This is a genomic window from Okeania sp. KiyG1 (assembly GCF_014132355.1).
In the GTDB taxonomy this organism is placed as follows: Bacteria; Cyanobacteriota; Cyanobacteriia; order Cyanobacteriales; family Microcoleaceae; genus Okeania.
Window position 1 is genome coordinate 1 of the sequence record NZ_BLZO01000182.1, and the last position, 22,630, is coordinate 22,630.

The 22,630-nt window shown below is 38.2% G+C and carries 22 protein-coding genes and 6 pseudogenes; 27 read left to right on the forward strand and 1 reads right to left on the reverse strand.

Going from position 1 to position 22,630, the window contains the following annotated elements; genetic code table 11:
• The 26 genes and pseudogenes from SAGCYANO_RS39825 to SAGCYANO_RS39950 all read left to right on the forward strand — a co-directional run.
• A pseudogene (locus tag SAGCYANO_RS39825) lies at positions 1-96 on the forward strand (ribosomal protein L16); the annotation flags it as partial.
• Between the two features lie 6 nt (positions 97-102).
• Positions 103-330 (forward strand): 50S ribosomal protein L29, encoded by a 228-nt coding sequence (gene rpmC / locus SAGCYANO_RS39830; protein ID WP_202225078.1) that lies wholly within the window; start codon positions 103-105, stop codon positions 328-330.
• A gap of 283 nt (positions 331-613) precedes the next feature.
• Positions 614-861: pseudogene (rpsQ, locus tag SAGCYANO_RS39835) on the forward strand (30S ribosomal protein S17).
• Positions 862-955: 94 nt separating this feature from the next.
• Positions 956-1,324, forward strand: coding sequence for a 50S ribosomal protein L14 (rplN, locus tag SAGCYANO_RS39840; protein WP_202225079.1), 369 nt, complete (start codon positions 956-958; stop codon positions 1,322-1,324).
• Positions 1,325-1,692: pseudogene (gene rplX, locus SAGCYANO_RS39845) on the forward strand (50S ribosomal protein L24). It abuts the gene before it with no gap.
• A 105-nt stretch (positions 1,693-1,797) separates the two neighbouring features.
• Entirely contained in the window at positions 1,798-2,343 is a 546-nt protein-coding gene (gene rplE / locus SAGCYANO_RS39850) for a 50S ribosomal protein L5 (protein ID WP_202225080.1), read from the forward strand.
• A gap of 28 nt (positions 2,344-2,371) precedes the next feature.
• The gene (rpsH, locus tag SAGCYANO_RS39855; protein WP_202225081.1) at positions 2,372-2,773 is read left to right on the forward strand and encodes a 30S ribosomal protein S8; all 402 of its coding nucleotides are present in this window, start codon (positions 2,372-2,374) and stop codon (positions 2,771-2,773) included.
• 259 nt (positions 2,774-3,032) lie between these two features.
• On the forward strand, positions 3,033-3,572 hold the full coding sequence (rplF, locus tag SAGCYANO_RS39860) for a 50S ribosomal protein L6 (RefSeq protein WP_202225082.1): 540 nt from the start codon (positions 3,033-3,035) through the stop codon (positions 3,570-3,572).
• A 3-nt stretch (positions 3,573-3,575) separates the two neighbouring features.
• Positions 3,576-3,932, forward strand: a complete 357-nt coding sequence (gene rplR, locus SAGCYANO_RS39865) for a 50S ribosomal protein L18 (RefSeq protein ID WP_202225083.1) — start codon at positions 3,576-3,578, stop codon at positions 3,930-3,932.
• Positions 3,933-3,983: 51 nt separating this feature from the next.
• Complete coding sequence (gene rpsE / locus SAGCYANO_RS39870) at positions 3,984-4,517, forward strand: 30S ribosomal protein S5 (RefSeq protein ID WP_202225084.1); 534 nt, start codon at positions 3,984-3,986, stop codon at positions 4,515-4,517.
• A 151-nt stretch (positions 4,518-4,668) separates the two neighbouring features.
• Positions 4,669-5,123, forward strand: a pseudogene (gene rplO, locus SAGCYANO_RS39875) (50S ribosomal protein L15).
• 58 nt (positions 5,124-5,181) lie between these two features.
• Positions 5,182-5,412, forward strand: a pseudogene (locus SAGCYANO_RS39880) (zinc ribbon domain-containing protein); the annotation flags it as partial.
• 153 nt (positions 5,413-5,565) lie between these two features.
• Positions 5,566-6,906 carry a preprotein translocase subunit SecY gene (gene secY, locus SAGCYANO_RS39885; RefSeq protein ID WP_202225085.1) on the forward strand — a complete coding sequence of 447 codons (1,341 nt, stop codon included), beginning with the start codon at positions 5,566-5,568 and terminating at the stop codon, positions 6,904-6,906.
• Positions 6,906-7,493: an adenylate kinase gene (locus SAGCYANO_RS39890; RefSeq protein WP_202225086.1), complete on the forward strand. Its 588-nt coding sequence runs from the start codon at positions 6,906-6,908 to the stop codon at positions 7,491-7,493. The genes secY and SAGCYANO_RS39890 overlap by 1 nt, the downstream gene beginning before the upstream one ends.
• Positions 7,494-7,727: 234 nt before the next feature.
• Positions 7,728-7,952 carry a translation initiation factor IF-1 gene (gene infA, locus SAGCYANO_RS39895; protein ID WP_008191178.1) on the forward strand — a complete coding sequence of 75 codons (225 nt, stop codon included), beginning with the start codon at positions 7,728-7,730 and terminating at the stop codon, positions 7,950-7,952.
• 105 nt (positions 7,953-8,057) lie between these two features.
• Positions 8,058-8,171: a 50S ribosomal protein L36 gene (gene rpmJ / locus SAGCYANO_RS39900; protein ID WP_202225087.1), complete on the forward strand. Its 114-nt coding sequence runs from the start codon at positions 8,058-8,060 to the stop codon at positions 8,169-8,171.
• Positions 8,172-8,259: 88 nt separating this feature from the next.
• Complete coding sequence (gene rpsM / locus SAGCYANO_RS39905; RefSeq protein ID WP_202225088.1) at positions 8,260-8,643, forward strand: 30S ribosomal protein S13; 384 nt, start codon at positions 8,260-8,262, stop codon at positions 8,641-8,643.
• A gap of 712 nt (positions 8,644-9,355) precedes the next feature.
• Complete coding sequence (gene rpsK, locus SAGCYANO_RS39910; protein WP_202225089.1) at positions 9,356-9,751, forward strand: 30S ribosomal protein S11; 396 nt, start codon at positions 9,356-9,358, stop codon at positions 9,749-9,751.
• Positions 9,752-9,796: 45 nt separating this feature from the next.
• The gene (locus SAGCYANO_RS39915) at positions 9,797-10,777 is read left to right on the forward strand and encodes a DNA-directed RNA polymerase subunit alpha (RefSeq protein WP_375340087.1); all 981 of its coding nucleotides are present in this window, start codon (positions 9,797-9,799) and stop codon (positions 10,775-10,777) included.
• A gap of 129 nt (positions 10,778-10,906) precedes the next feature.
• The gene (gene rplQ, locus SAGCYANO_RS39920) at positions 10,907-11,257 is read left to right on the forward strand and encodes a 50S ribosomal protein L17 (RefSeq protein ID WP_202225091.1); all 351 of its coding nucleotides are present in this window, start codon (positions 10,907-10,909) and stop codon (positions 11,255-11,257) included.
• Positions 11,258-11,582: 325 nt separating this feature from the next.
• Positions 11,583-12,398 (forward strand): tRNA pseudouridine(38-40) synthase TruA, encoded by an 816-nt coding sequence (gene truA, locus SAGCYANO_RS39925; RefSeq protein ID WP_202225092.1) that lies wholly within the window; start codon positions 11,583-11,585, stop codon positions 12,396-12,398.
• Positions 12,399-12,629: 231 nt separating this feature from the next.
• On the forward strand, positions 12,630-13,085 hold the full coding sequence (gene rplM, locus SAGCYANO_RS39930; protein ID WP_202225093.1) for a 50S ribosomal protein L13: 456 nt from the start codon (positions 12,630-12,632) through the stop codon (positions 13,083-13,085).
• Positions 13,085-13,495, forward strand: coding sequence for a 30S ribosomal protein S9 (gene rpsI, locus SAGCYANO_RS39935; RefSeq protein WP_202225094.1), 411 nt, complete (start codon positions 13,085-13,087; stop codon positions 13,493-13,495). The genes rplM and rpsI overlap by 1 nt, the downstream gene beginning before the upstream one ends.
• Before the next feature lie 224 nt (positions 13,496-13,719).
• Positions 13,720-13,971, forward strand: coding sequence for a 50S ribosomal protein L31 (gene rpmE, locus SAGCYANO_RS39940; RefSeq protein WP_124143144.1), 252 nt, complete (start codon positions 13,720-13,722; stop codon positions 13,969-13,971).
• Between the two features lie 642 nt (positions 13,972-14,613).
• The gene (gene prfA, locus SAGCYANO_RS39945; protein ID WP_202225095.1) at positions 14,614-15,723 is read left to right on the forward strand and encodes a peptide chain release factor 1; all 1,110 of its coding nucleotides are present in this window, start codon (positions 14,614-14,616) and stop codon (positions 15,721-15,723) included.
• A gap of 693 nt (positions 15,724-16,416) precedes the next feature.
• Positions 16,417-17,298: a shikimate dehydrogenase gene (locus tag SAGCYANO_RS39950; protein ID WP_202225096.1), complete on the forward strand. Its 882-nt coding sequence runs from the start codon at positions 16,417-16,419 to the stop codon at positions 17,296-17,298.
• Positions 17,299-17,601: 303 nt separating this feature from the next.
• Here the strand turns inward: SAGCYANO_RS39950 and SAGCYANO_RS39955 are convergent.
• Positions 17,602-18,663, reverse strand: a pseudogene (locus SAGCYANO_RS39955) (transposase).
• A 2,144-nt stretch (positions 18,664-20,807) separates the two neighbouring features.
• On the opposite strand from SAGCYANO_RS39955, the gene SAGCYANO_RS39960 reads away from it, so the two are divergent.
• Complete coding sequence (locus SAGCYANO_RS39960; RefSeq protein WP_237397145.1) at positions 20,808-22,190, forward strand: AAA-like domain-containing protein; 1,383 nt, start codon at positions 20,808-20,810, stop codon at positions 22,188-22,190.
• Positions 22,191-22,630: the final 440 nt, after the last annotated feature.

Here is a 22,630-nt window from a genome sequence, read left to right on the forward strand (position 1 = left end):
GGTGGAGTTGCAGAAGAAATTGCCCGCGAAGCTATGCGTTTAGCATCATTTAAGTTGCCAATTAAGACTAGGTTTATTACACGCGAGGGAGATTAGTAGTCTATGCCTTTTCCTAAAATAGAAGAAGTGAGGGATTTGAGTGATGACGAACTTGTCGCTGAAATAGTTAAAACTAAGCGAGAATTGTTCAATTTACGAATGTTAAAAGCTACCGGAAGATTGGAACAACCTCACCTTTTCAAACACAACCGTCATCGACTGGCTCAATTGTTAACAATAGAAAGAGAACGAGAATTAAAAAAGAAGCAGAAGCTTCTACTCAAGAAGTAGCAGAATCAGTTTCAAACCAATCTTCGACTACAACTGTTGAAACAGCAGATAGTCCAGATTGACTAAGTCAAAATTCAAAATTCAAAATTCAAAAGTTTTTTTGTAAGGGGAATGCGCGAGCAACCATCCAAAAACATTTTGTCAATCAAGACGGGTTTTTAGACCCAATTATTGATAAAAATCAGAAACTTAGATGTGGCAATTAGTAAATTATTAATTGTTGACATTTTCAAAGTACGGGAAAATTAAAGAACACTTTATTACTCATAAAAGAAGGAAAATTATGGCAACGAAAGAAAGAGTAGGTGTAGTTGTCAGTAACAAAATGGACAAAACAATAGTGGTGGCGATCGAAAACAGGTCTGCTCACCCGAAGTACGGCAAAACAGTCGTGAAAACTAAAAATATAAAGTTCACGACGAAGAAAATAAATGTAACGAAGGCGATCGCGTTCGGATTACAGAAACTCGTCCAATGAGTCGTACTAAACGTTGGCAACTTGCTGAGATTCTAAGTACCAAGATTAGTTAATGGTTGGTTTTATTGGCCTTTGTGAACCAATTAAAATTAACCAATAAATTAACTTTAATTCCAATACATCTATAAAAACATCACAAAAACAGCAATGATTCAACAACAGTCCATATTAAATGTAGCTGATAATAGCGGTGCCCGAAAATTAATGTGCATCCGCGTAATAGGTGGTGGTAATCGTCGCTATGCTCGTATAGGTGACGTTATAATAGCTGTAGTCAAAGACGCATCTCCTAACATGGCAGTCAAAAAGTCAGATGTAGTGAGAGCTGTTGTTGTCCGTACCCGGAAAGGTTTGCGTCGAGACAGTGGTATGAGCATTAGATTTGATGATAATGCAGCAGTCATTATCAACCAGGATGGAAACCCACGAGGAACTCGTGTATTTGGTCCAGTAGCTCGTGAATTACGAGACAAAAATTTTACTAAAATCGTATCCCTAGCACCGGAGGTACTGTAAATGGCTAAAAAGAAAAAACCTCAAATGAACGCACAGGGAAAACCCGTACGCTATAAAATGCACGTTAAGAAAGGCGACACAGTTCAAATAATTGCCGGAAAAGATAAAGGCAAAGTAGGGGAAATCATCCAGGTGTTGCCAAAAGTCAGCAAAGTAGTAGTGAAAGATGTTAACGTCAAAACAAAGCACGTTAAACCTCAGCAAGAAGGAGAGTCAGGTAAGATTGTTACCATAGAAGCTCCGATTCATAGTTCTAATGTTATGCTCTACTCTAGCAAAGAAAAGGTAGCTAGTCGCATTTGTTACACATTTACAGATGATCGTCGCAAAGTGCGGAAGCTCAAAAAACAGGAGAAATTATTGATTAAACTTAGGAAAAAGTATGAAGAATAATGGTTGAAATTAGTAAATTAAAGACCAAAATCAAATTACTTTTTACTGCATAAATTACTAAACTAATAGTTAGCAAAACTATGGCAGAGAGACTAAAAAGTTTTTACCAGGAAAAAATTGTTCCCAAAATGATGGAGCAATTTAAGTATACAAATATTCACCAGGTACCAAAACTGGTTAAAGTAACATTGAACCGGGGTTTAGGTGAAGCATCTCAAAATGCTAAAGCTCTAGACTCATCAATCAAGGAAATAGCTACAATTACAGGCCAAAAACCAGTAGTAACTAGGGCAAAAAAAGCGATCGCTGGATTTAAAATTCGTAACGGAATGCCAGTAGGAGTTATGGTGACTCTACGCTCTGGAAAAATGTATGAATTTCTAGACCGACTAATTAATTTAGCATTACCAAGAATTAGAGATTTTAGAGGCATAAATCCTAAAAGCTTTGACGGTCGAGGAAATTACAGCTTAGGCTTAAAAGAGCAGCTAATTTTTCCAGAAATAGAATATGACAGTATCGATCAAATTCGGGGAATGGACATTTCAATTATTACCACAGCTAAGACTGATGAGGAAGGCCGCGCCTTACTTAAAGAAATGGGAATGCCCTTTCGGAGTAATTAACTTAAAGTAGTTAAGGAAAAAAGGAAAAATGGCGGCTAACGACACAATATCAGATATGTTGACGCGAATTCGCAACTCCTGCATGGCGCAACATACAACAACAAAAGTTCCAGCAACAAAAATGACTCGCAGTATTGCCAAAGTATTGAGCGAGGAAGGTTTTATTGGTGGATTTGAACAAGAAGGCGAAGGTCTGAAGAAGTTCTTAGTAATTTCTTTAAAATACAAAGGCAAAAATCGACAACCCATTATTAGATATCTGAAGCGAGTTAGTAAACCTGGACTCCGGGTCTATAAAAATCGTAAAGAATTACCAAGAGTTTTAGGTGGAATAGGAATAGCTATTATTTCTACATCCAGTGGAATTATGACTGATAGAGAAGCTAGAAAAAGAGGCATCGGAGGAGAAGTCCTTTGTTATGTTTGGTAGTAAATAATAATTAATAATTAATAATTAATAATTAATAATTAATTATCCTTTAAAAGAACAGGATCAACTCAAAGTTTTTTTCTTTTTATCTCTGTAAAAAGGAAGCTTGAAACCACTTTTTTTGGTAAAATTGTTGATTTCGTGTCTTGAATTGATGTAATTAAAACTTTTGCAAGAGGTCTAATCAAGAGCTATTCACTAACCCAAAGAAAGTAATATCTAGCATATCTAGCAACCTTATATATATACAAAGAAAGCTATGTCTCGAATAGGTAAGCTTCCAATCAAGATTCCCAATAAAGTGACTGTTACTATTGATGGTCAAAAAGTAACAGTAAAAGGCCCGAAAGGCGAACTCTCTAGAGTTTTGCCACCAGAAATAGCTGTCGAGCAGCAAGAAGACACTGTTGTGGTTAAACCACAAACTGAAACTCGTCGCGCTCGTCAGCGATATGGCCTATGTAGAACTTTAGTTGCCAATATGGTCGAAGGCGTATCAAAAGGATATGAAAAGCGACTACAAATTCAAGGAGTAGGGTATCGTGCTCAAGTTCAAGGCAAGAACTTGATTTTAAACGTAGGTTACAGTAAACCAGTAGAAATGCCTTCTCCTGAAGGTATTCAGGTGGCAGTAGAAAATAATACAAATGTAATTGTTACTGGTATCAATAAAGAATTAGTAGGAAATACTGCTGCGCGAATTCGTGCTGTTCGTCCACCAGAAGTATACAAAGGCAAAGGTATTCGCTATGCAGGTGAAATGATTAAACTCAAAGCAGGTAAATCAGGTAAGAAATAGATAATGAAGTATACTCGTAAAGACTCTGTCAGAAAGCGGCATCGTCGGGTGCGTAAAAAGGTATTTGGTACATCAGAACGCCCTAGATTATCAGTATTTCGCTCAAATCTGCATATCTATGCTCAAGTGATTGATGATACTAAACAACATACCTTGGTTGCAGCATCAACTGTAGAACCAGAATTAAAATCAAGTTCCGGAGCTAACTGTGATGCTTCTGTGCAAGTAGGAAAATTAATTGCACAGCGATCGCTAGAAAAAGGAATAGAAAAAGTAGTTTTCGACCGTGGTGGAAATATCTATCATGGCCGTGTAAAAGCTTTAGCTGAGGCAGCTCGTGAAGCTGGATTAGACTTCTAGATAATTAGTAAAGTTACACACAAAAAATGAACTTGACAAAAGGTAACAACTATGGCAGAACAGCAGCAACGTCGTAAAAAAAATAACCGTACAAAAGAGAAAGAAAGTGAATGGCAAGAAAGGGTTGTCCAAATTCGCCGAGTCACTAAAGTTGTTAAAGGCGGTAAAAACCTGAGTTTCCGGGCAATTGTCGTTATCGGCAATGAAAAAGGTCAAGTAGGCGTGGGAGTGGGTAAAGCAGCAGATGTTATAGGTGCTGTGAAGAAAGGAGTTGCGGATGGCAAAAAGCATATAGTAGAAGTCCCACTCACAAAAGCTAACTCTATTCCCCATCCTGTAAATGGTTTTGGTGGTGGAGCAAAAGTAATGATGCGACCAGCGGCACCAGGTACGGGAGTTATCGCGGGAGGAGCTGTGAGAACAGTTCTTGAACTAGCAGGTGTTCAGAATATATTAGCCAAACAGCTAGGGTCTAATAATCCATTAAACAATGCTAGAGCTGCTGTTAACGCCTTATCAGCTTTGAGAACATTATCCGATGTGGCTCAAGAACGAGACCTACCTGTGGAACATCTATATGCTTAAGCAGGGAATAGGGAATAGGCAACAGGGAATAGGGAACAGGCAACAGTTTTAAGCACCCCTGTTGACGGTGCGGTATTAAACCCACGAAAGAAAAGATAAAATTTTAATCTTGATCTTAATGGCAAATTCATCGGTAGCAAGATAAAACAATATGAGATTAAAAGATGCAATTCCTAAAAAGGTTCTCAGCAACGCCCTCGTAGATTAGGCAGAGGAATCTCAGCAGGTCAAGGTGCAAGTTGTGGTAAGGGAATGCGTGGTCAAAAATCTCGGTCTGGTAGCAGTACTAGACCGGGTTTTGAAGGTGGTCAAAATCCTCTTTATCGTCGCTTGCCAAAGTTAAAAAGCTTTCCGATGGTAAATCGGAAGAAATATACAATTATCAATGTGGGTAAGTTGGCATCATTACCAACTAACACAGAAGTAACTCTTGCCTCTCTAATGGAAGCTGGAATTATTACAAGTAACGATGGACCGCTCAAAGTCCTCGGAGATGGAGAGTTGAATGTGGCACTAAATGTTCATGCTATAGGTTTTACAGCTACAGCTCGTTCCAAAATAGAAGCAGCAGGTGGTAGTTGCCAAGAAATAGGATCGAGCAAATAAACTTTCTAGTTTTTTCAGGTGATCAAAATGTTGGCAGAAGACCAGCGCTATCCTGTAAGGGAGCGTAGTAGAAAAATTACCTCTAAATATTAGAAAATGGGATTGTCCTGAGTGTGGTGTTCACCATGATCGAGACATAAATGCAAGTAACAACATTTTGGCTGCGGGACTCGCAGTGTCAGTCTGTGGAGCGACCGTAAGACCCGAAGGGAGCAAATCCCGGAAGGCGGGTGCTAAGAAGCAGAAAGCCCCTATCAGTGATGTTAGGGAGTCCTGCGCTCTCCTGTAAGGGTGCGTCGGGAGGATGTCAACTCAAGTAGAGTTTCAAAAACCTTAGTATAAGCAAAAACCTTGGTTCTCAAACAAATAAAATCTCTAGAAGCGGAGGATTCTACCTAATTTTGCTAAAATCAAAAATATAAAATAAAAATCTCAAATAAATATGGACATTAGTAGAGAAAAGTCACCAACTGCTCAAGAAACATTCTTGCAGATGGCCCAAGCAGCAGGGTTGCGGGGGCGACTGCTAGTGACAATAGGTTTACTTCTTTTGGTACGTCTGGGTGTGTACTTACCAGTACCAGGAATAAATAGAGGAGCTTTTGAAGCAAGTATAGGAAATCAGGCTTTAACTGGATTTCTCGATCTTTTTTCTGGTGGAGGTTTCTCCGCATTGGGTATTTTTGCATTAGGTATCATACCTTATATTAATGCCTCGATCATCATTCAATTGATGACAGCAGCCTTACCCAGTTTAGAAAATCTGCAGAAGAATGAAGGTGAAGCAGGACGTCGTAAAATTTCTCAAATCACTCGCTATGTGGCCTTGGGTTGGTCAGTGCTACAAAGCTTTGGTTTAGCAATATTTCTGAATAGTTCATCTGTAGAAATTAATGGCTCGTCGGTAAGTGTAGCCATTAGCCCTGGGCCTCTATTTATTGCTAAGACTATTTTAGCAATTACGGCAGGTTCCATGTTTGTGATGTGGATATCTGAATTAATTACAGAAAGAGGAATTGGTAATGGAGCATCATTGTTGATATTTGTCAACATTGTGGCTGTGTTACCTCAATCACTAGGGGACACAATTAAATTGTTTGAAGGAGGAGACCGTGCTATTGTAGGTCGTGCAATTATTCTGCTTCTGGTATTCCTAGTGATGATTGTAGGCATTGTCTTTGTACAGGAGGGAAGCCGCAGAATTCCCATACTTTCAGCTCGTCGTCAAGTAGGTAGAAAACTTTATCGGGAAACAAAAAGCTATTTACCTTTACGACTAAATCAAGGTGGAGTAATGCCAATTATTTTTGCTTCTGCCGTCCTTATATTACCTGTATCCTTAGCTCAGTTTTCTAACAATCCACTTTTATCTCAGATTATTACTTCTATCAGTCCTAGTGGCCCGACTCCTTGGTTGTATGCTCTATTTTACTTTGTTCTAATCTTATTCTTCAGTTATTTCTACGCTTCCCTAATTATGAACCCAGTGGATATGTCGCAGAATTTGAAGAAAATGGGGGCAAGTATCCCAGGCATTCGCCCAGGTAAAACTACCAGCGATTATATAGAGAAAGTTTTGAATAGGTTGACTTTCCTAGGAGCTATTTTCCTTGGTTTAGTAGCAATTATCCCTACGGCAGTAGAAAGTGCGACTCGTGTACCTACCTTTAGAGGGTTAGGAGCTACCTCTCTATTAATTCTAGTAGGTGTAGCAATAGACACAGCAAAACAAATTCAAACTTATGTTATCTCTCAGAGATACGAAGGAATGGTGAAGCAATAGTGGTAAAACTGATATTCTTAGGTCCCCCAGGAGCAGGCAAGGGAACACAAGCATCTCGAATAGCAGATTTTTACCAAGTTCCTCATATTTCTACAGGTGATATTTTACGCAATAATGTGGCAGAAAAATCACCCCTGGGTTTACAAGCAAAAGAATATATGGACAAAGGTGATTTAGTTCCCGATGGACTCATCCTTGACATGGTTGAAGAAAGACTGAAAAAAGATGATGCTCAAAGTGGTTGGGTTCTAGATGGGTTTCCTAGAAATGTGGCTCAAGCAGATTTTGTCGAAAAACTTTTATCTGCAAGTAAAAATGGAAATGACACTCAAGAAGAAAAAGCTGAAATTAGTAATTCTTTGATGGTCATAAATTTACAAGTTCCAGATAAGGTTTTAGTCAGTCGCTTATTATCAAGAGGTAGGCAAGATGATAATGAGGAAACTATAACAAATCGTTTAAAAGTCTACCATCGACAAACAGAACCTTTGATTGAATTTTACAAAGAACGTAAACAGCTAGTTACTATAGATGGAAATAACTCCATTGATGCTGTGACTAATTCTCTAAAACAAGCTATTAGATGAGCGTCACAAGGTAAATAGGAATTAGATTTTGATCGACTTTTTCCACCCTCAAATTAGCTATAGATAGTTGAAGCTGTTGATGCCAACTAAATATTTAGAGATTATGATTGTCGCTCATCCTCAATAACCTCTAAAAATTACAAATTTTTGATAAGATATGTTGAGGGAATCACCTGAAATAACAGGCTGTTCCGAATATAAATTGGTAACTTGCAGGGTTGAGGTGATTAACAGTTGGCAAAACAAGATCTTATAGAAATGGAGGGTACAGTGACGGAGTCCCTACCGAATGCTATGTTCAGAGTAGACTTAGATAATGGATTTAATGTGCTAGCTCATATTTCTGGTAAAATCCGTCGCAATTACATCAAAATTCTACCAGGCGATCGAGTCAAGGTGGAGTTAACACCTTATGACTTGACAAAAGGTCGAATTACATATCGACTGCGGAAAAAGTAGTAATGATCGAATCTCTACTCAATAATTTGTAGAGAGATTATCTACTTGCTGAAAACATTAGTAAATGATACAATACTAAATTTGTAGTATTGCCATACTTAAGGCATGAAAGTTAGAGCATCTGTCAAAAAAATGTGTGAAAAGTGTCGTGTTATTCGTCGTAATGGACGAGTAATGGTTATATGCGTTAATCCCAAACATAAACAACGTCAAGGTTAAGCATATTTCGACACAGGCATCAGATTATTTGTTGCCTACTAATTAACCTAGTTTAAGTTTAATTTTAAGGTGATGGAGATAAAGTAAAGTGGCACGAATTGCAGGAGTAGACCTCCCACGCGATAAGCGTATAGAAATTGGTCTGACATACATCTATGGAATTGGACTATCTCGGTCTCAAGAAATTTTAGATGAAACTGGTGTAAATCCTGATACCCGGGTGAAGGATTTAAGTGATGCTGATATAGCAGCACTTCGTTCTATGGTTCAGAATAACTACCAAGTTGAAGGAGACCTTAGACGACTGGAAGCCATGAACATCAAGAGATTGATGGATATTGGTACTTACCGGGGTCGTCGGCACAGGATGGGCCTACCAGTTAGAGGACAGCAAACTCGCACCAACGCCAGAACTCGTAGAGGTGTACGTCGAACTGTAGCTGGTAAGAAAAAAGCCAGTGCTAAGAAATAGAAGTTTAGTTGTATATTTATGTAAAGCTATTACTATAATTTTAGTAGAGACATAGCTCATGAAAGGGCGGGAAAAATTTAGTCAAAACCTTACTTTATAATGAGTATTATTTGATTTGATTATCTACTTAACCATCAATTCTACTTCTATATAGCTTACTTAGAGTACAAGCAAATTAATGTAATTTAGTCAGATTGAAAGTAAATTCATCGAATTAAATTATTAACTCTGAAAGTAAATTGTTCTTGTCTAATTATAACTCTTAAATTCAGGAGACAAAATAATTATTTATAGTTAAATTTGTTGACTGAAATTTGTTGACTGTAAGTGAGAAAATTTTGCCTGGGTTTTGAAGCACAAAAAATTAGCTGTTTCATATACTAAAAGTAAAAACCCGATCAGGTAAAAAAATCATCACATTAACAAGTTGACTATGTATACTAGGATTTTGTTTTCAGATAGAAAATGTGGCTATTGCTAATACTAAAATTATAGCATTTAAAAATTCAATCGCCAGCAAAAAAAATTTATTTCTCAGACATTATTTAATGTAAGACCAAAAGACAATATTTCTAGTAACTATAAGGATATAGCATAGCTTTTAACGCTATATAAAAGCAAAAAATTCTTATAAGATTTAAGGTTAGAAATAAGTCCAGTTGCTCTGAGAAAAGTACATTATTAACTTGAGATACCACTCATAAAGACAAATATGGCACGACAACCAGGTAGAAAAACAGGTGCAAAAAAGCAAAAAAAGAATGTACCCAATGGGGTAGCTTACATTCAGTCTACCTTCAATAACACAATTGTAACTATTACTGACTTGAATGGTGAAGTAATTTCTTGGGCATCAGCAGGTTCTAGTGGCTTCAAAGGAGCAAAAAAAGGAACTCCCTTTGCCGCACAAACAGCAGCAGAAAGCGCAGCACGTCGAGCTAACGACCAAGGAATGCGTCAGATTCAAGTCATGGTTAGTGGTCCTGGAGCAGGAAGAGAAACTGCTATTAGGGCTTTACAAGGGGCAGGACTAGAGATAACTTTGATCCGAGATATTACCCCAATTCCTCACAATGGCTGCCGTCCACCAAAACGGCGTAGAGTCTAATCAAATTATTAACTCTGGGGTTTAATGTTCAAGGGAGGTCACTCCGTGGCGCAGTTTCATTACGAGTGTATAGAATCTAAAACTGACAAAGATCGTAGTCAGTATGGAAAATTTGTTATAGAGCCACTAGCTCGCGGTCAAGGGACAACAGTAGGTAATGCACTGAGGCGGGTTCTACTATCTAACTTAGAAGGAACAGCCATTACATCAGTGAGGATAGCTGGGGTTAACCATGAGTTTGCCACAATTAAGGGGGTAAGGGAAGATGTTCTAGAGATCCTACTGAACATGAAAGAGGTTGTTCTCAAAAGCCATTCCAACCAACCACAAATTGGTAGAGTCAGGATAGAAGGGCCAGCAACATTAACTGCAGATCGTTTTGATGTACCTTCGGAGGTGGAAATCATCGATCGCAGTCAATATGTAGCTACCTTATCTCCTGGGTCAACTCTGGAGATGGAGTTTAGAATTGAGAAAGGGACTGGTTATAGAGCGGTAGATCGTACTCGCGATGATGTTACAGCTCTTGATTTTCTGCAAATTGATGCCATTTTTATGCCAGTTCGTAAGGTTAACTATACAGTTGAAGCTCGTATAGGTAGCTCTTTAGAAGAAGACCGACTCATTATGGAGGTTTGGACAAATGGCAGTTACACACCTCAAGATGCTTTGAGTCATGCTGCTAGTATCTTAATGAGTTTATTTGAGCCACTCAAAGATATTACTAATATGGCAGAGCCTCCATCAGGAGAGCCTACAGACCCAACAAGTCAAATTCCAATAGAAGAATTACAACTATCGGTTCGGGCCTATAACTGTCTGAAAAGAGCACAAATTAACTCTGTTGCAGACCTACTGGAGTACAGTCAAGAAGACCTATTAGAGATCAAAAACTTTGGTCAAAAATCTGCTGAGGAAGTTATAGAAGCTTTACAGAAACGCTTGGGAATAACTTTACCTCAAGAAAAGTTGCTAAAGCTACCTAGAGGCCAAAAATCACTAATTAAAACCAATTTTTGTCAATAGCATCAAAAATGTAAATCTGAAATACTATGCTTTCAAAGATGATCGACCGAGTCTTTGAAGCTGTTAGTAGCAGTAGGGAAACACAAATCAAAAACATCAGCTCAAATATTTTAGATACTCAAAGTAGTCATGCGTCATAGTCGTCGTGTTCCAAAGCTAGGAAAACCAGCAGATCAGCGTCGCGCTCTTCTGCGGTCTCTGGCAACTGAATTAATCCGTCATGGTAGAATTACTACCACAAAAACCCGTGCTAAAGCTGTACAGTCAGAAGCAGAAAAAATGATTTCCTTGGCAAAGGATGGATCGTTAGCAGCTCGCCGACAAGCTTTAGGTTATATATTTGACAAAAAGCTAGTTCACTCTCTATTTGAAGGGGCACAGGATAGATACGGTTCTCGTAATGGAGGTTATACCCGTGTTTTAAGAACTGTTCGCCGTCGTGGAGATAACGCAGAAATGGCAATTATTGAACTGGTTTAAGGTCTATATTCAACAATGAATAATTAATAATTAATAATTAATAATTATCTCTCCTTGAAAAGAAGAGGATTGACTCAAAGGAAAAATTTTTCTCTCTTGGTCGATTGAAGGACAGCGAGGATACCTAGCCATCCCACCCTTCGGGAAGCTGCGCTAACGACCGCTTGTTTTTCTTTTAAAGGAGAGGCTTTAAACCTTAATTATTCGGTAAGGGGTAGTGTGGGAAATAAATTAGAAAAAGTTAGTATTTGACCATTTTATTAATAGTCGAAATTTAATGGTGATAAAGATTGACTTTTAAGCTCTAGAAACTTTCTACTTTCCCATGGCTAATAACCAACTTTTAGTTCGGCGTGTTGCTCTTGTAATTCAATATCAAGGAACTCATTTTCATGGGTGGCAAAGACAGCCAAATCAACGAACTGTACAAGAAGAGATTGAAAATACTATTTCTTCTGTGGTTAACCAGCCTGTAATATTACATGGTGCAGGAAGAACGGATGCGGGAGTTCATGCCGCAGCACAAGTAGCTCATTTCGATGTTCCAGGCCCAATTCCTGCCCATAAATGGGCTACTATTCTCAATTCACGGTTGGCTAATGATATCTTAATCGCAAGTTCGGCTCAAGTCGAATCTACCTGGCACGCTCGATTTTCTGCAACTTCGCGGCGTTATCGCTACACCCTATATACAGAAAAACGGCCTAATTTGTTTGTGATGCCTTTTGTTTGGCATTACTATCAAGCACCATTAGATCCAGTGTTGATTCAAGCGGCTTTGAATCCTTTGATTGGCCGTCATCACTTGGCTGCTTTTCAAAGAGCTGGCTCTTCTCGTCCTCATTCTTGGGTAGATGTACAAGAGGTGAAGTGTGAAAGTCAGGGACCATTTATTCATATAGAGGTTCAAGCTAGTGGGTTTCTATATGGAATGATGCGATTATTGGTGGGGTTACTCATTCAAGTGGGTCAACAGAAGCTATCTCTGGAAAGTTTTACAGATATTTGGGTTAATCAAAGAAGGGAAGTTGTGAAGCACTCAGCTCCAGCTAGTGGCCTTTGTTTATTGCGGGTTGGTTATCTGGAATTTCCTTTTACTCAAGAAGTTTGGTATAATAATATGCCTAAATTTATTTTTTGAAGTCAGGGAATAGGGAATAGCGGTGCGACCCCGCGTCGGCGTCAGACGCAAGGGAACGCGCACCAAGAGAGGGAATAGGGAATAGAGGGATGAAATTGTTGATTTCATATCTTGAATTGATTTAATTAAATTACCCTCTAAAAAGCTGATAACTGATAACTGATAACTGATAACTGATAACTGAAATGACCGCTTCTTAAAAAAAACAACTAAACTAAAATTAAGTAAATTATGAATACAACATACATTCCCCCGCTGAATTCTATAGAGCCAAAATGGTATGTTATTGATGCTGAAGGTCAACGCTTAGGGCGACTAGCTACTGCTATTGCGATGATTATTAGGGGTAAGAATAAACCTACTTATACTCCACATCTCGATACAGGAGATTTTGTAATTGTTATTAATGCTGAAAAGGTGGATGTAACTGGTAAAAAAAGTAGTCAGAAACTTTATCGTCGCCATTCAGGAAGACCAGGAGGTATGAAAACAGAGGTTTTTTCTAAGCTTCAAGCTCGTTTGCCTCGAAGAATTATTGAGGAAGCAGTTTATGGAATGCTACCAAAAAATGCTCTGGGAAGAAAACTTCATGCTAAACTAAAAGTTTATCCAGGGCCTGACCATCCTCATCAAGCTCAAAAACCTGAAACGTTAAGTATTAAAACAACTCCAGGAGAACAAGAATAATGGAAGCAAAAGAAAGTGGCCGTGCTATGTATTGGGGGACTGGTCGTCGTAAGTCTTCGATCGCTTCAGTACGCCTAGTTCCAGGTACAGGCAAATTGATTATTAATGGTAAGGATGGTGAGTTATACCTGCAATATAATCATGGTTATTTATCATCTGCGAAAGCTCCACTAGAGACTTTAGGTCTGGAAAATGAGTATGACATTCTAGTGAAAGCTACAGGAGGTGGGTTAACAGGACAAGCTGATTCTATTAAGTTAGGTGTTGCTAGAGCTTTATGCCAGTTAGACCCAGATAACCGTAAACCTCTCAAGACAGAAGGATATTTGACTCGCGACCCCCGGGCTAAAGAACGGAAAAAGTATGGTTTACGCAAAGCTCGTAAAGCACCTCAATATTCCAAACGATAATATCTTAAACAAAATTGCCAATTGTTACGAATTTGTGATAATTGGCAAAAATTTTAGACATATTTTCCAAAAGAGGGAACAGGGAACAGGGAATAGGGAGAAATAATTGATGATGAACCCGCCCCCAACCGAGTAATTTAATCCACAAAATTAACTGTGTCAATTCAGTAGAATAAGTTAGAATAGTAGATAAAAATATTTGTAATTTTAAGTAGAGTAAAAAAATGCCTAAAGCTGGTATTCATCCTGAGTGGTATCCAGAAGCCAAAGTTTACTGTAATGGTGAAGTGGTAATGACAATTGGTTCGACAAAACCAGAGATTAATGTTGATGTTTGGTCCGGAAATCATCCCTTTTTTACAGGTACTCAGAAAATTATTGATACTGAAGGAAGAGTTGAGAGATTTATGCGTAAATATAGTAAGAAAGATGGAGGGAAAAGCTCTAAATCTAAAAAGAGTAAGGATAAAAAATAGTTGGAATGTCAATTGTCCTTAATTAGTTGTCTTTGACTACTCCCCGCAGCTTTTGCCGAGGGGATTCTAAGTTGATACTACGCAACAGGATAAATCCATGTTGCTTTGTTTTTTCTTAGCTGACCAAAGATATACTCTTTGGGGACAAGTCAAAGTGCCCCTACACAGTCAGCTTAAGTTTAACCCATGCTTTGCTGCTTACTTTTGTCTAAACGTTTGTATATCCAGATAATAACACAGGACAACTAAAGTTGTCTAGTCTAAACGACTCGCTTGTTTTCATTCCCCGCTTAAAACACGGGGGCTTTCAACGTCGCTTTTCGGTAATATTTTATAGAACCCCTAACCGTATCTTGATAAATACCAAGTTTTTTTATCTAGGAGTCAGGAGACAGGAGACAGGAGACAGGAGTTAAGAGGGAAAAGGGAAGAGGGAAGAGGTAAGAGGGAAGATGTGGGCAGAGATAATACAAAAATTCAACTCCTTGCTGATGATTTTTCCTCACTCATTGATGCGCGAAAAGACTTGACTACAATAATTATATAGATCTCAAATGGGTTCTATAGACAACAATTAATATCAAAATCTCAATAAAAATCTCCCATAAATAAAATACTAATTAAGACAAGGGACAACTGACAATGGCTGAAACATATTTACTAGAAAAATTAAAATCTGTAGAGCAAACCTACAATGAGTTAACTCTACGTTTAGCCGATCCAGATATAGCAAAAGATCCAACTGAGTTCCAAAAAGTAGCTAAGGCACGCTCCTCATTGGAAGAAGTAGTAAATACTTATGAAGAGTGGAAAAATACTCAGAAAGAATTAGCTGATGCTAAGGAAATATTGAAAGAAGCTGGTGGCGACCAAGAAATGCAAGAGATGGCCAGAATGGAAGTAGAGGAATTGGAAGTCAAACTGGAATCTCTGGAAACTCAAATGAAAATTGCCCTACTACCACGAGACCCCAACGATGATAAGAATATTATGTTGGAGATTAGAGCTGGTACAGGAGGAGATGAAGCCAGTATTTGGGCAGGGGACCTGGTGAGAATGTACTCCCGTTATTCAGAAACTCAAAAATGGAAGGTGAGTTTACTGAGTGAATCTTTAGCAGATATGGGAGGTTTTAAAGAGGCAATTTTAGAAATTAAAGGAGAACAGGTTTACAGTAAGCTGAAGTTTGAAGCAGGAGTTCATCGGGTTCAAAGAGTTCCAGTGACAGAAGCAGGTGGGAGGGTACACACTTCAACGGCAACGGTGGCCATTATGCCAGAAGTGGATGATGTGGAAGTTGAGATAGATGCAAAAGATATTGAGCTGACAACGGCTCGTTCTGGCGGAGCAGGTGGACAAAATGTGAACAAGGTGGAAACTGCTGTAGATTTATTTCATAAACCCACGGGAATTAGAATTTTCTGTACTCAGGAGCGCAGTCAGCTACAAAACAGAGAGCGGGCAATGCAAATTTTACGAGCTAAACTTTATGAGATTAAGCTACAAGAGCAACAACAAGAAGTTAGTTCGATGAGGCGATCGCAAGTAGGTACTGGCTCCCGCTCAGAAAAAATTCGGACTTATAACTATAAGGATAATAGGGTGACAGATCATCGCTTGAGTCAGAACTTTTCTCTTGCACCTCTTCTTGAAGGAGATATAGAGAATGTCATTCAAGCTTGTATTACCCAGGATCAGCAGGAGCGTTTGCAAGAGCTGGCAGCATCTACATCTACTCCAATGTCAGTGTAGTTGACAAAAAAATTGGATTCAAGCTTCGCCCTGAAGAGGGCGACTTTTTCTGATTTTTCCTTTACTTAGAAAACTTAATTATAGAACCCTTATATCATGTCCGGTTGAACAGTTATCATTAAGAATAAATGGGAGAAATATCTCAAACCCCTGAGATTGCTTCCTTCCACGGAGTGACCGTCGCAATAACTTTATAGTTAGTGTTTATCCGGATATAATATTATGGTATCTTTGCCCTGAATTTAAGGGTAGTGCTGTTCGCGTAATGGTATACAAAAAAAAGGAATATATGGTACGGGAGCAAGATGCTCCCACTGCCGTGTTTCGTAAAAAATAATGACAATGCACGACAAATGAAAATGTGCCACCACCAATTTAACAAAAAATAGCGAGAAGTCCCGCGTTCTCCTGCAAGGGAACGTCGTATGGGAAAGCGACTATCTTATAATATAAGAACACAGGGGGAGGGCATCACCTCTGTATAAACAGCAACTCCGCGTGCGGGTTGAAGAATCCCGCGTTGTCGCTCAAGCGCAACGCCGGGAGTATGTCAAGTGCATTAGGTCATTGGGGTGGGAGATGGGGCGGGTTGATCTAAATTTAATGTTGAGCAGTTAATTTAACGCGGAACCCGCCCCTACCCGATGCCACATTTTTATAGAAATTATAGCAGTTTACATTTATATTTCCTAAATGATTACAGGTAAAACAAAATTATTAGGAGTCATTGGCTATCCCGTTGAACATTCTTTGTCTCCAGTAATGCACAATGCTGCCATTAAAGCAATAAATAATCAACAAAATGTAATAGATTATGTTTACCTACCTTTTCCAATTAAACCAGAAAATTTAACAACAGCTATTGCTGGGTTTTCTGCTATTGGCGTTCAAGGCTTTAATATTACTATTCCTCACAAACAAGCGATATTACCACTTTTGTCAGAAGTGTCAGAGCTTGCTCAAGCAGTGGGGGCGGTTAATACTGTTTATCAAACAGACAAAGGATGGGAGGGTACAAATACAGATGTCGAAGGATTTCTTTCTCCACTAAAAACTTATAATTGGGATTGGCATCAAAAAGTAGCGTTAATTTTAGGTAATGGTGGTGCGTCTCGTGCAGTAGTGGCTGGTTGCGCTCAATTGGGTTGTGCAGAAATTCATATTATTGGTCGGTCTCAAGAAAAGTTAACTACTTTTCAGCAAAGTTGGATTAATTCTCCTTTGCCAGTAAATCTAAAAATACATAAGTGGGATGAAGTATCAAAATTAATGTCACAGGCAGATTTGCTAGTGAACACTACTCCTATTGGAATGTATCCCAATATTGAGCAGTCTCCAGTAGATGAGAAAGTGTTCGATCTATTATCACCAGGAGCAATAGTCTATGATTTAATCTATATTCCTAACCCTACTAAATTTCTTCAGCAAGCTCTGGTTAGGGGAGCGATCGCTATTGATGGATTAGAAATGTTGGTTCAACAAGGAGCTGCTGCGTTGGAATTATGGTTACAAAAATCTGTACCAGTTGATATTATGCGCCATTCTCTACGCCAACATTTAGGCTTTAACGATTGAAGTTTCCGACACGCTCTTGAAGAAGGAAGAAGGAAGAAGGAATAAGGAAGAAGGAAGAAAAAATGGGATAGTCTTCGACAAGCAACTTCGTGTCTACAAACCCCAATCAAAAGTAAGTTTAAGTATATTTAGGTAAGATTTCAGCTTCTGTTTTTACCCCCAAAGATTCATCTTCAGGACTTACGCAAGGACACTATATATAGCGAATAGAAAATTAAGCGATCGCTATAATTTTTAGAGAGCGATATAGCTGCCGCACTTGCTCCCTCCGCCAACGCCGAGCATTTATCTATTGAGAAAAACTTAAATAGCCGTCATTTTAATTGCAGGATATTTGAGTTCAGATACTAGATATTTAGATAATAATTGATGTTTTAGCTGATAAATAGTTTTCCCCAGAATCTAAGCTATTTTTTTCAAATGATTCCAGACTAACATAGCGCAAGCAATATTATTTTTTTGAATTTTTGCGCCTACGACATTGACAAAATTCTATTCCTGTTAACTGCTTGATTCTGGCGTGAAATTCTTCGATTTTCCATCAAGGAAAGCGACTCGAATTCTACATCATCTGTAGAAGATTGACTTAAGTCATTAGTGACAATGTATTCTGTCCTATTGGCCGAAATAGTAGCCCAGAATAGCTTGACTTTTTATCTCAAAGGAATTCCTTTAATTTTTATTATTTTACCTGATGTTCTTTCTGATGTATTCCAACTTAATGCAGCAATACTTTTATATTTTTCTGCACCACCAGTATCATCTACGGGCGCGATTAACTTTTAAGGGGCAATAATAAATTTTTCGCATATTATCTATCAATGCCATTAATCTTTGTGTTGCATACCAACTATCCATCAATACATTTTTAAATGGTAATTTATTCTTATTTACCACATTAAGTATCATGTCTTCAACATGGTCAAACTCAAGTTTTTTTGTCACTATCTGGATCATATATGCGGTAATCTAATATCCAAAATTGTTCGGTTTCGGGGTTAAAATAGATACAATTAACTATTCCTATTCCTCGAATTACTTGATGTTCATTACCACTATACTTTCGTCGCACAAGTGCCTCTTTCAGAGGAGCTTCGCTATCAATTTTATTCGCATATTTTTTGTTAATTACTGTGTCATCAAAAATTAGATATGCTGCTGTATTTTGGACAATTTCCTCTTTCAAAGAAAGACCATAAGTCTTCTGTTTGCGCAGCATTCCGTAGGAAATTTAAAGATTCTGTTCTTAAATAACGATTGATTGTATCATGGCTAATGTTTTCTAAGTGATTTGCTAAAGAGCGTGATGGTATAATTTGTATGAGAATTTAGTAAATATTGGTATGGGATCAATATAGTTAAAATTCATATTGTTAACTCAAATCAACAATAAAATTATTCTATAATAGTTAGAGTTTTTGGGCAAGATTTATTTACATAGAGCAACACTTATAGCTCTTATAAAAATCAACTATACCTCAGCCTTAAGTTATTTAAGCTTTTATGGTAACAAAGCCACCAATAGTAGGCGATCGCTCTATTCGCTATACGCTATATATAGTGTCTTTGCGTAAGTCCTGATGATATTATACCTCAAAGCTGCTATAAACCTGGAAAACTATAAATCAGTAGCTTGAGTTTCAAGTGATTTCAAGCCCTCAGAATAAATAGTTTGAATATCATTTATTGGCTTGAATATTCCTTTTTAATCAAAGGGAAATCTGATTAAATTATCTTAATTACCCTGATTATTTGTAACATTCTTTTGAAATTGGTAATATATCATGTCCGGTTGAACAGTTATAAATAAATAACGACGGAGTCCTCAGGAGTCAACCCACCCCTCGCCCCTCCCCTCCCAACCCACCCTAACCCCTCCCAGGAGGGAGGGGAAGTCAGGAGTCAGGAGGGAAGACTGAAGTTGGAAGAAGAAGAACTGGAGTTGAAGGAGAAAGTTTTTTATCACTAATTATCCGGACATGATATTACTCAGGACTTACGCAAAGCCACTAATTGTAGTATAAATATCTGAAATAATCACCAAACAGATACCATATATAGAGGTATTGCGTAAGTTCTGTTACTAATATTAATAGTAATTAGGGCTTGCTGATTAATTATAAAAGTATTGATATATAAAGGTTTGAGCATTTTTAGGGTAGAATTGCAGTGCGCCTGTTTCAGTTGAAAACGCTCAAAAAGCTAGTATTTTGGGCTGACTATGGCAGAACAATCTTGGGACAAAACGCCCGCTCCTACCTCCTCGCTCCCGACCCTTTTCTCCTGTCTCCTGTCTCCTATCCCTACTACAAGACTTTTGATAGAGTCGATGGGGGGATTTCGCCCCCTCACCTCTCCTTCAGAACCGTACATGAGAGTTTCCAGCTCATACGGCTCCTGGTACTAGATAAATGTTTCAGGTTTCGCCGTTCATACTACTTGATGCCACGCTTGCTATAGCTGCGTTCTCGCCGTTGTAAGTAGTTTCAACTTAGGCTAATGCCTCTCTCAGCCCCTCCCCCGACCGTGGAGGGGAAGAAGGGAGTGGGGGAGTAGGGGAGATTAAATAGGGTCTGCTGAAAAAGTCTTTTAGTAGGGCTAGGAGACAGCTATACAGGAGACAGGAGACAGGAGAAATAGGAATTTTAGAGGAGATAGTCGGAAAAATTGTCGCTCGTGATTTTTCTGCCATAATCGTCCCAAAATACTAGCTTTATGCAGCTCAAAAAGCTGGCACTTTTTTAGACCAAAAAATGCTTTAACCAATATCAGTCAATGCTTTGATATTTAATCAGCAAACCCTAAATAGACATCTTCAATAATAAAAATCTATGATCGTATTATCGTACAGAAATTATCAATTATTTCCCCGTAGGGACGTTGCATAAGGGCGTCCCTACTCTTTTGGAGGAGATTTCTAATAATTGAAGTAATATCATGTCCGGATAATTAGTTATAAAAAAACTTTCTCCTTCAACTCCAGTTCTTCTTCTTCTTTCTTCCCTCTTTCCTCCTGACTCCTGACTTCCCCTCCCCTCCACGGTCGGGGTTAGGGGTGGGTTGGGAGGGGAGGGGCGAGGGGTGGGTTGACTCCTGAGGACTCCGTAGTTATTTATTTATCACTGTTCAACCGGACATGATATAATTTAAGAAATTATAAACAGATATTATATAACCGGATTCTATGTGCAATTAACCGGATTTGATATAACCCCTCCCAGGAGGGGAATATAGAGAAATATTTGGTAATGGTGGAAGATGGAACATTTTTTTATACCGAATGAAACGGATTTGATATTAACACCAAAACTACTTATGTCCAGCTAAGTCGAGATTTAGGTAGCTTTAGGTAGGTTTAACAGAGCGGTTTTCCAACTCACTTCCACTTCATTTCCAGTCTGAGGTTAATGGCTGGGTATTTTAGCTGTGGTATGATTTATTTTCTATATGCCCAAAAAAAGGGTATTATTGCATGAAATACTATTTATACTTAATAATAGCTAATATATATGGATCGAGAAGAAAATTCATACACTATCAACTTAGATTTTGTTCTAAAAGCTATAAACAGCAAGCTGCTAGAAATAGATCGTCCTCCCCTCAATAATGTAGAAAGGATAGTTCTCCAAGGCATCTGGAATTATCAAACCTATAACCTAGTAGCTGAAGAGGCAGGTTATAGCCCTGGTTATCTGAGCAATGTTGTAGCTCCTGAGCTGTTTAGACGAATTTCTGAAGTTGTGAGTGGGAAGGTAACAAAAAAAGACTGTCGGGCAAAGCTGGAAACATATTTTATCTCAACAGCAACATCAAAAAAAACCATTCCCAGCCAAAATGCTACAACACTTTCTGCTGAGATTAGGCAAGTTATGTCACCAAGATTTCCTTGTGGGGCTATATCTCTAGATTCACCATTTTATATACAACGATCTGATGTTGAGAATCAAATATATACAGAAATTGAGAACCCAGGAGCTTTGGTAAGGATCAAAGCGCCACAAGAAATGGGCAAAAGCTCCCTCCTGCTCCGTGTTATTGACTATGCAAGTCGTTTAAACTATCACACTGTTAATTTAAATCTACAACAAGTAGAGCAAGATGTTTGTAGCAATATTAATAAGTTTTTACGCTGGTTTTGTGCTAATGTTACCCGTCAATTAGGCATGGAACTAATGTTAGATGGCTATTGGGATGAAGATATTGGGTGTAAAATTAGCTGTTCTCTCTACTTCCAAGACTATTTACTAAATTCAATTGATGCGCCTATACTTTTAGCTTTGGATGAAGTGAACCGGATTTTTGAGCATCCGGAAATAGCAAAGGACTTTTTTCCCTTGTTACGTTCGTGGTATGAGGATGCCAAAAGACTCCCTGTCTGGCAGAAATTGCGTTTAGTAGTAGTTCACTCAACTGAAATTTATGTGCCTCTGCAGCTTAAGCAGTCACCTTTCAATGTAGGGTTGCCAGTTCAGCTACACTGTTTTTCCTTAGAAGAAGTGATAGAATTAGCTAAATATTACAAACTTGATTGGAATGATGAAGAAGTAAATCTTTTGATGGCTATGATAGGAGGACATCCTGCATTAGTACATCTTGCTATTTATCATCTTAGTCAGCGGGATGTAACACTCACGGAACTGCTAAAAACTGCTCCTACATCGACGGGAATTTATTCGAGTCATTTGCAGCGTCATCAAGTAAAATTACAGGATGAGCCGGAATTAGCGATCGCTTTGAATAAGGCTATACGTAGTAGTAAACCTATATTTCTAGAACCTATTCAAGCTTACAAGTTAAACAGTATGGGGTTAGTGAAGTTAGATGGAAATAAAGTAGTTATCAGTAATCAATTGTACCGAAACTATTTCCGGCAAACATTAAAACTCATTTGATAGTATAACAACTTTTTGATTTTCAGGTTTGGACTGTAGACTTGATTTTTTCCTTCCTTCCAGTCCTAATATTTACAGACTAATCAGAGCTTCAATATATGAACCTGTTCTACTGAACTTACCCAAAATGATATTTGTTAGCTCTGGAGAAAGCTTCTTTCTAGCTCATTACTAGCTTCTTTTTTTCTGTTTTATATATTGTGGTTCTGTCAATGTTATATCATGTCCATTTAATTAGCGATGAAAAAACCTTCTTAGTTGAGCTTTTAGTCTACTAATAAGCCAAAATAATTCACCTCTTTATCTTTCAGCTTGTGGCATTATGAGGTTAATTATGAGGTTTATATGAGAAATTATATAAAATTTATATGAGTTTTATAGGTTGTGGAGTTGTTTAGTGAAAGTTATCTTAGGTAATATAGCTAAGAAAAATACCAAAA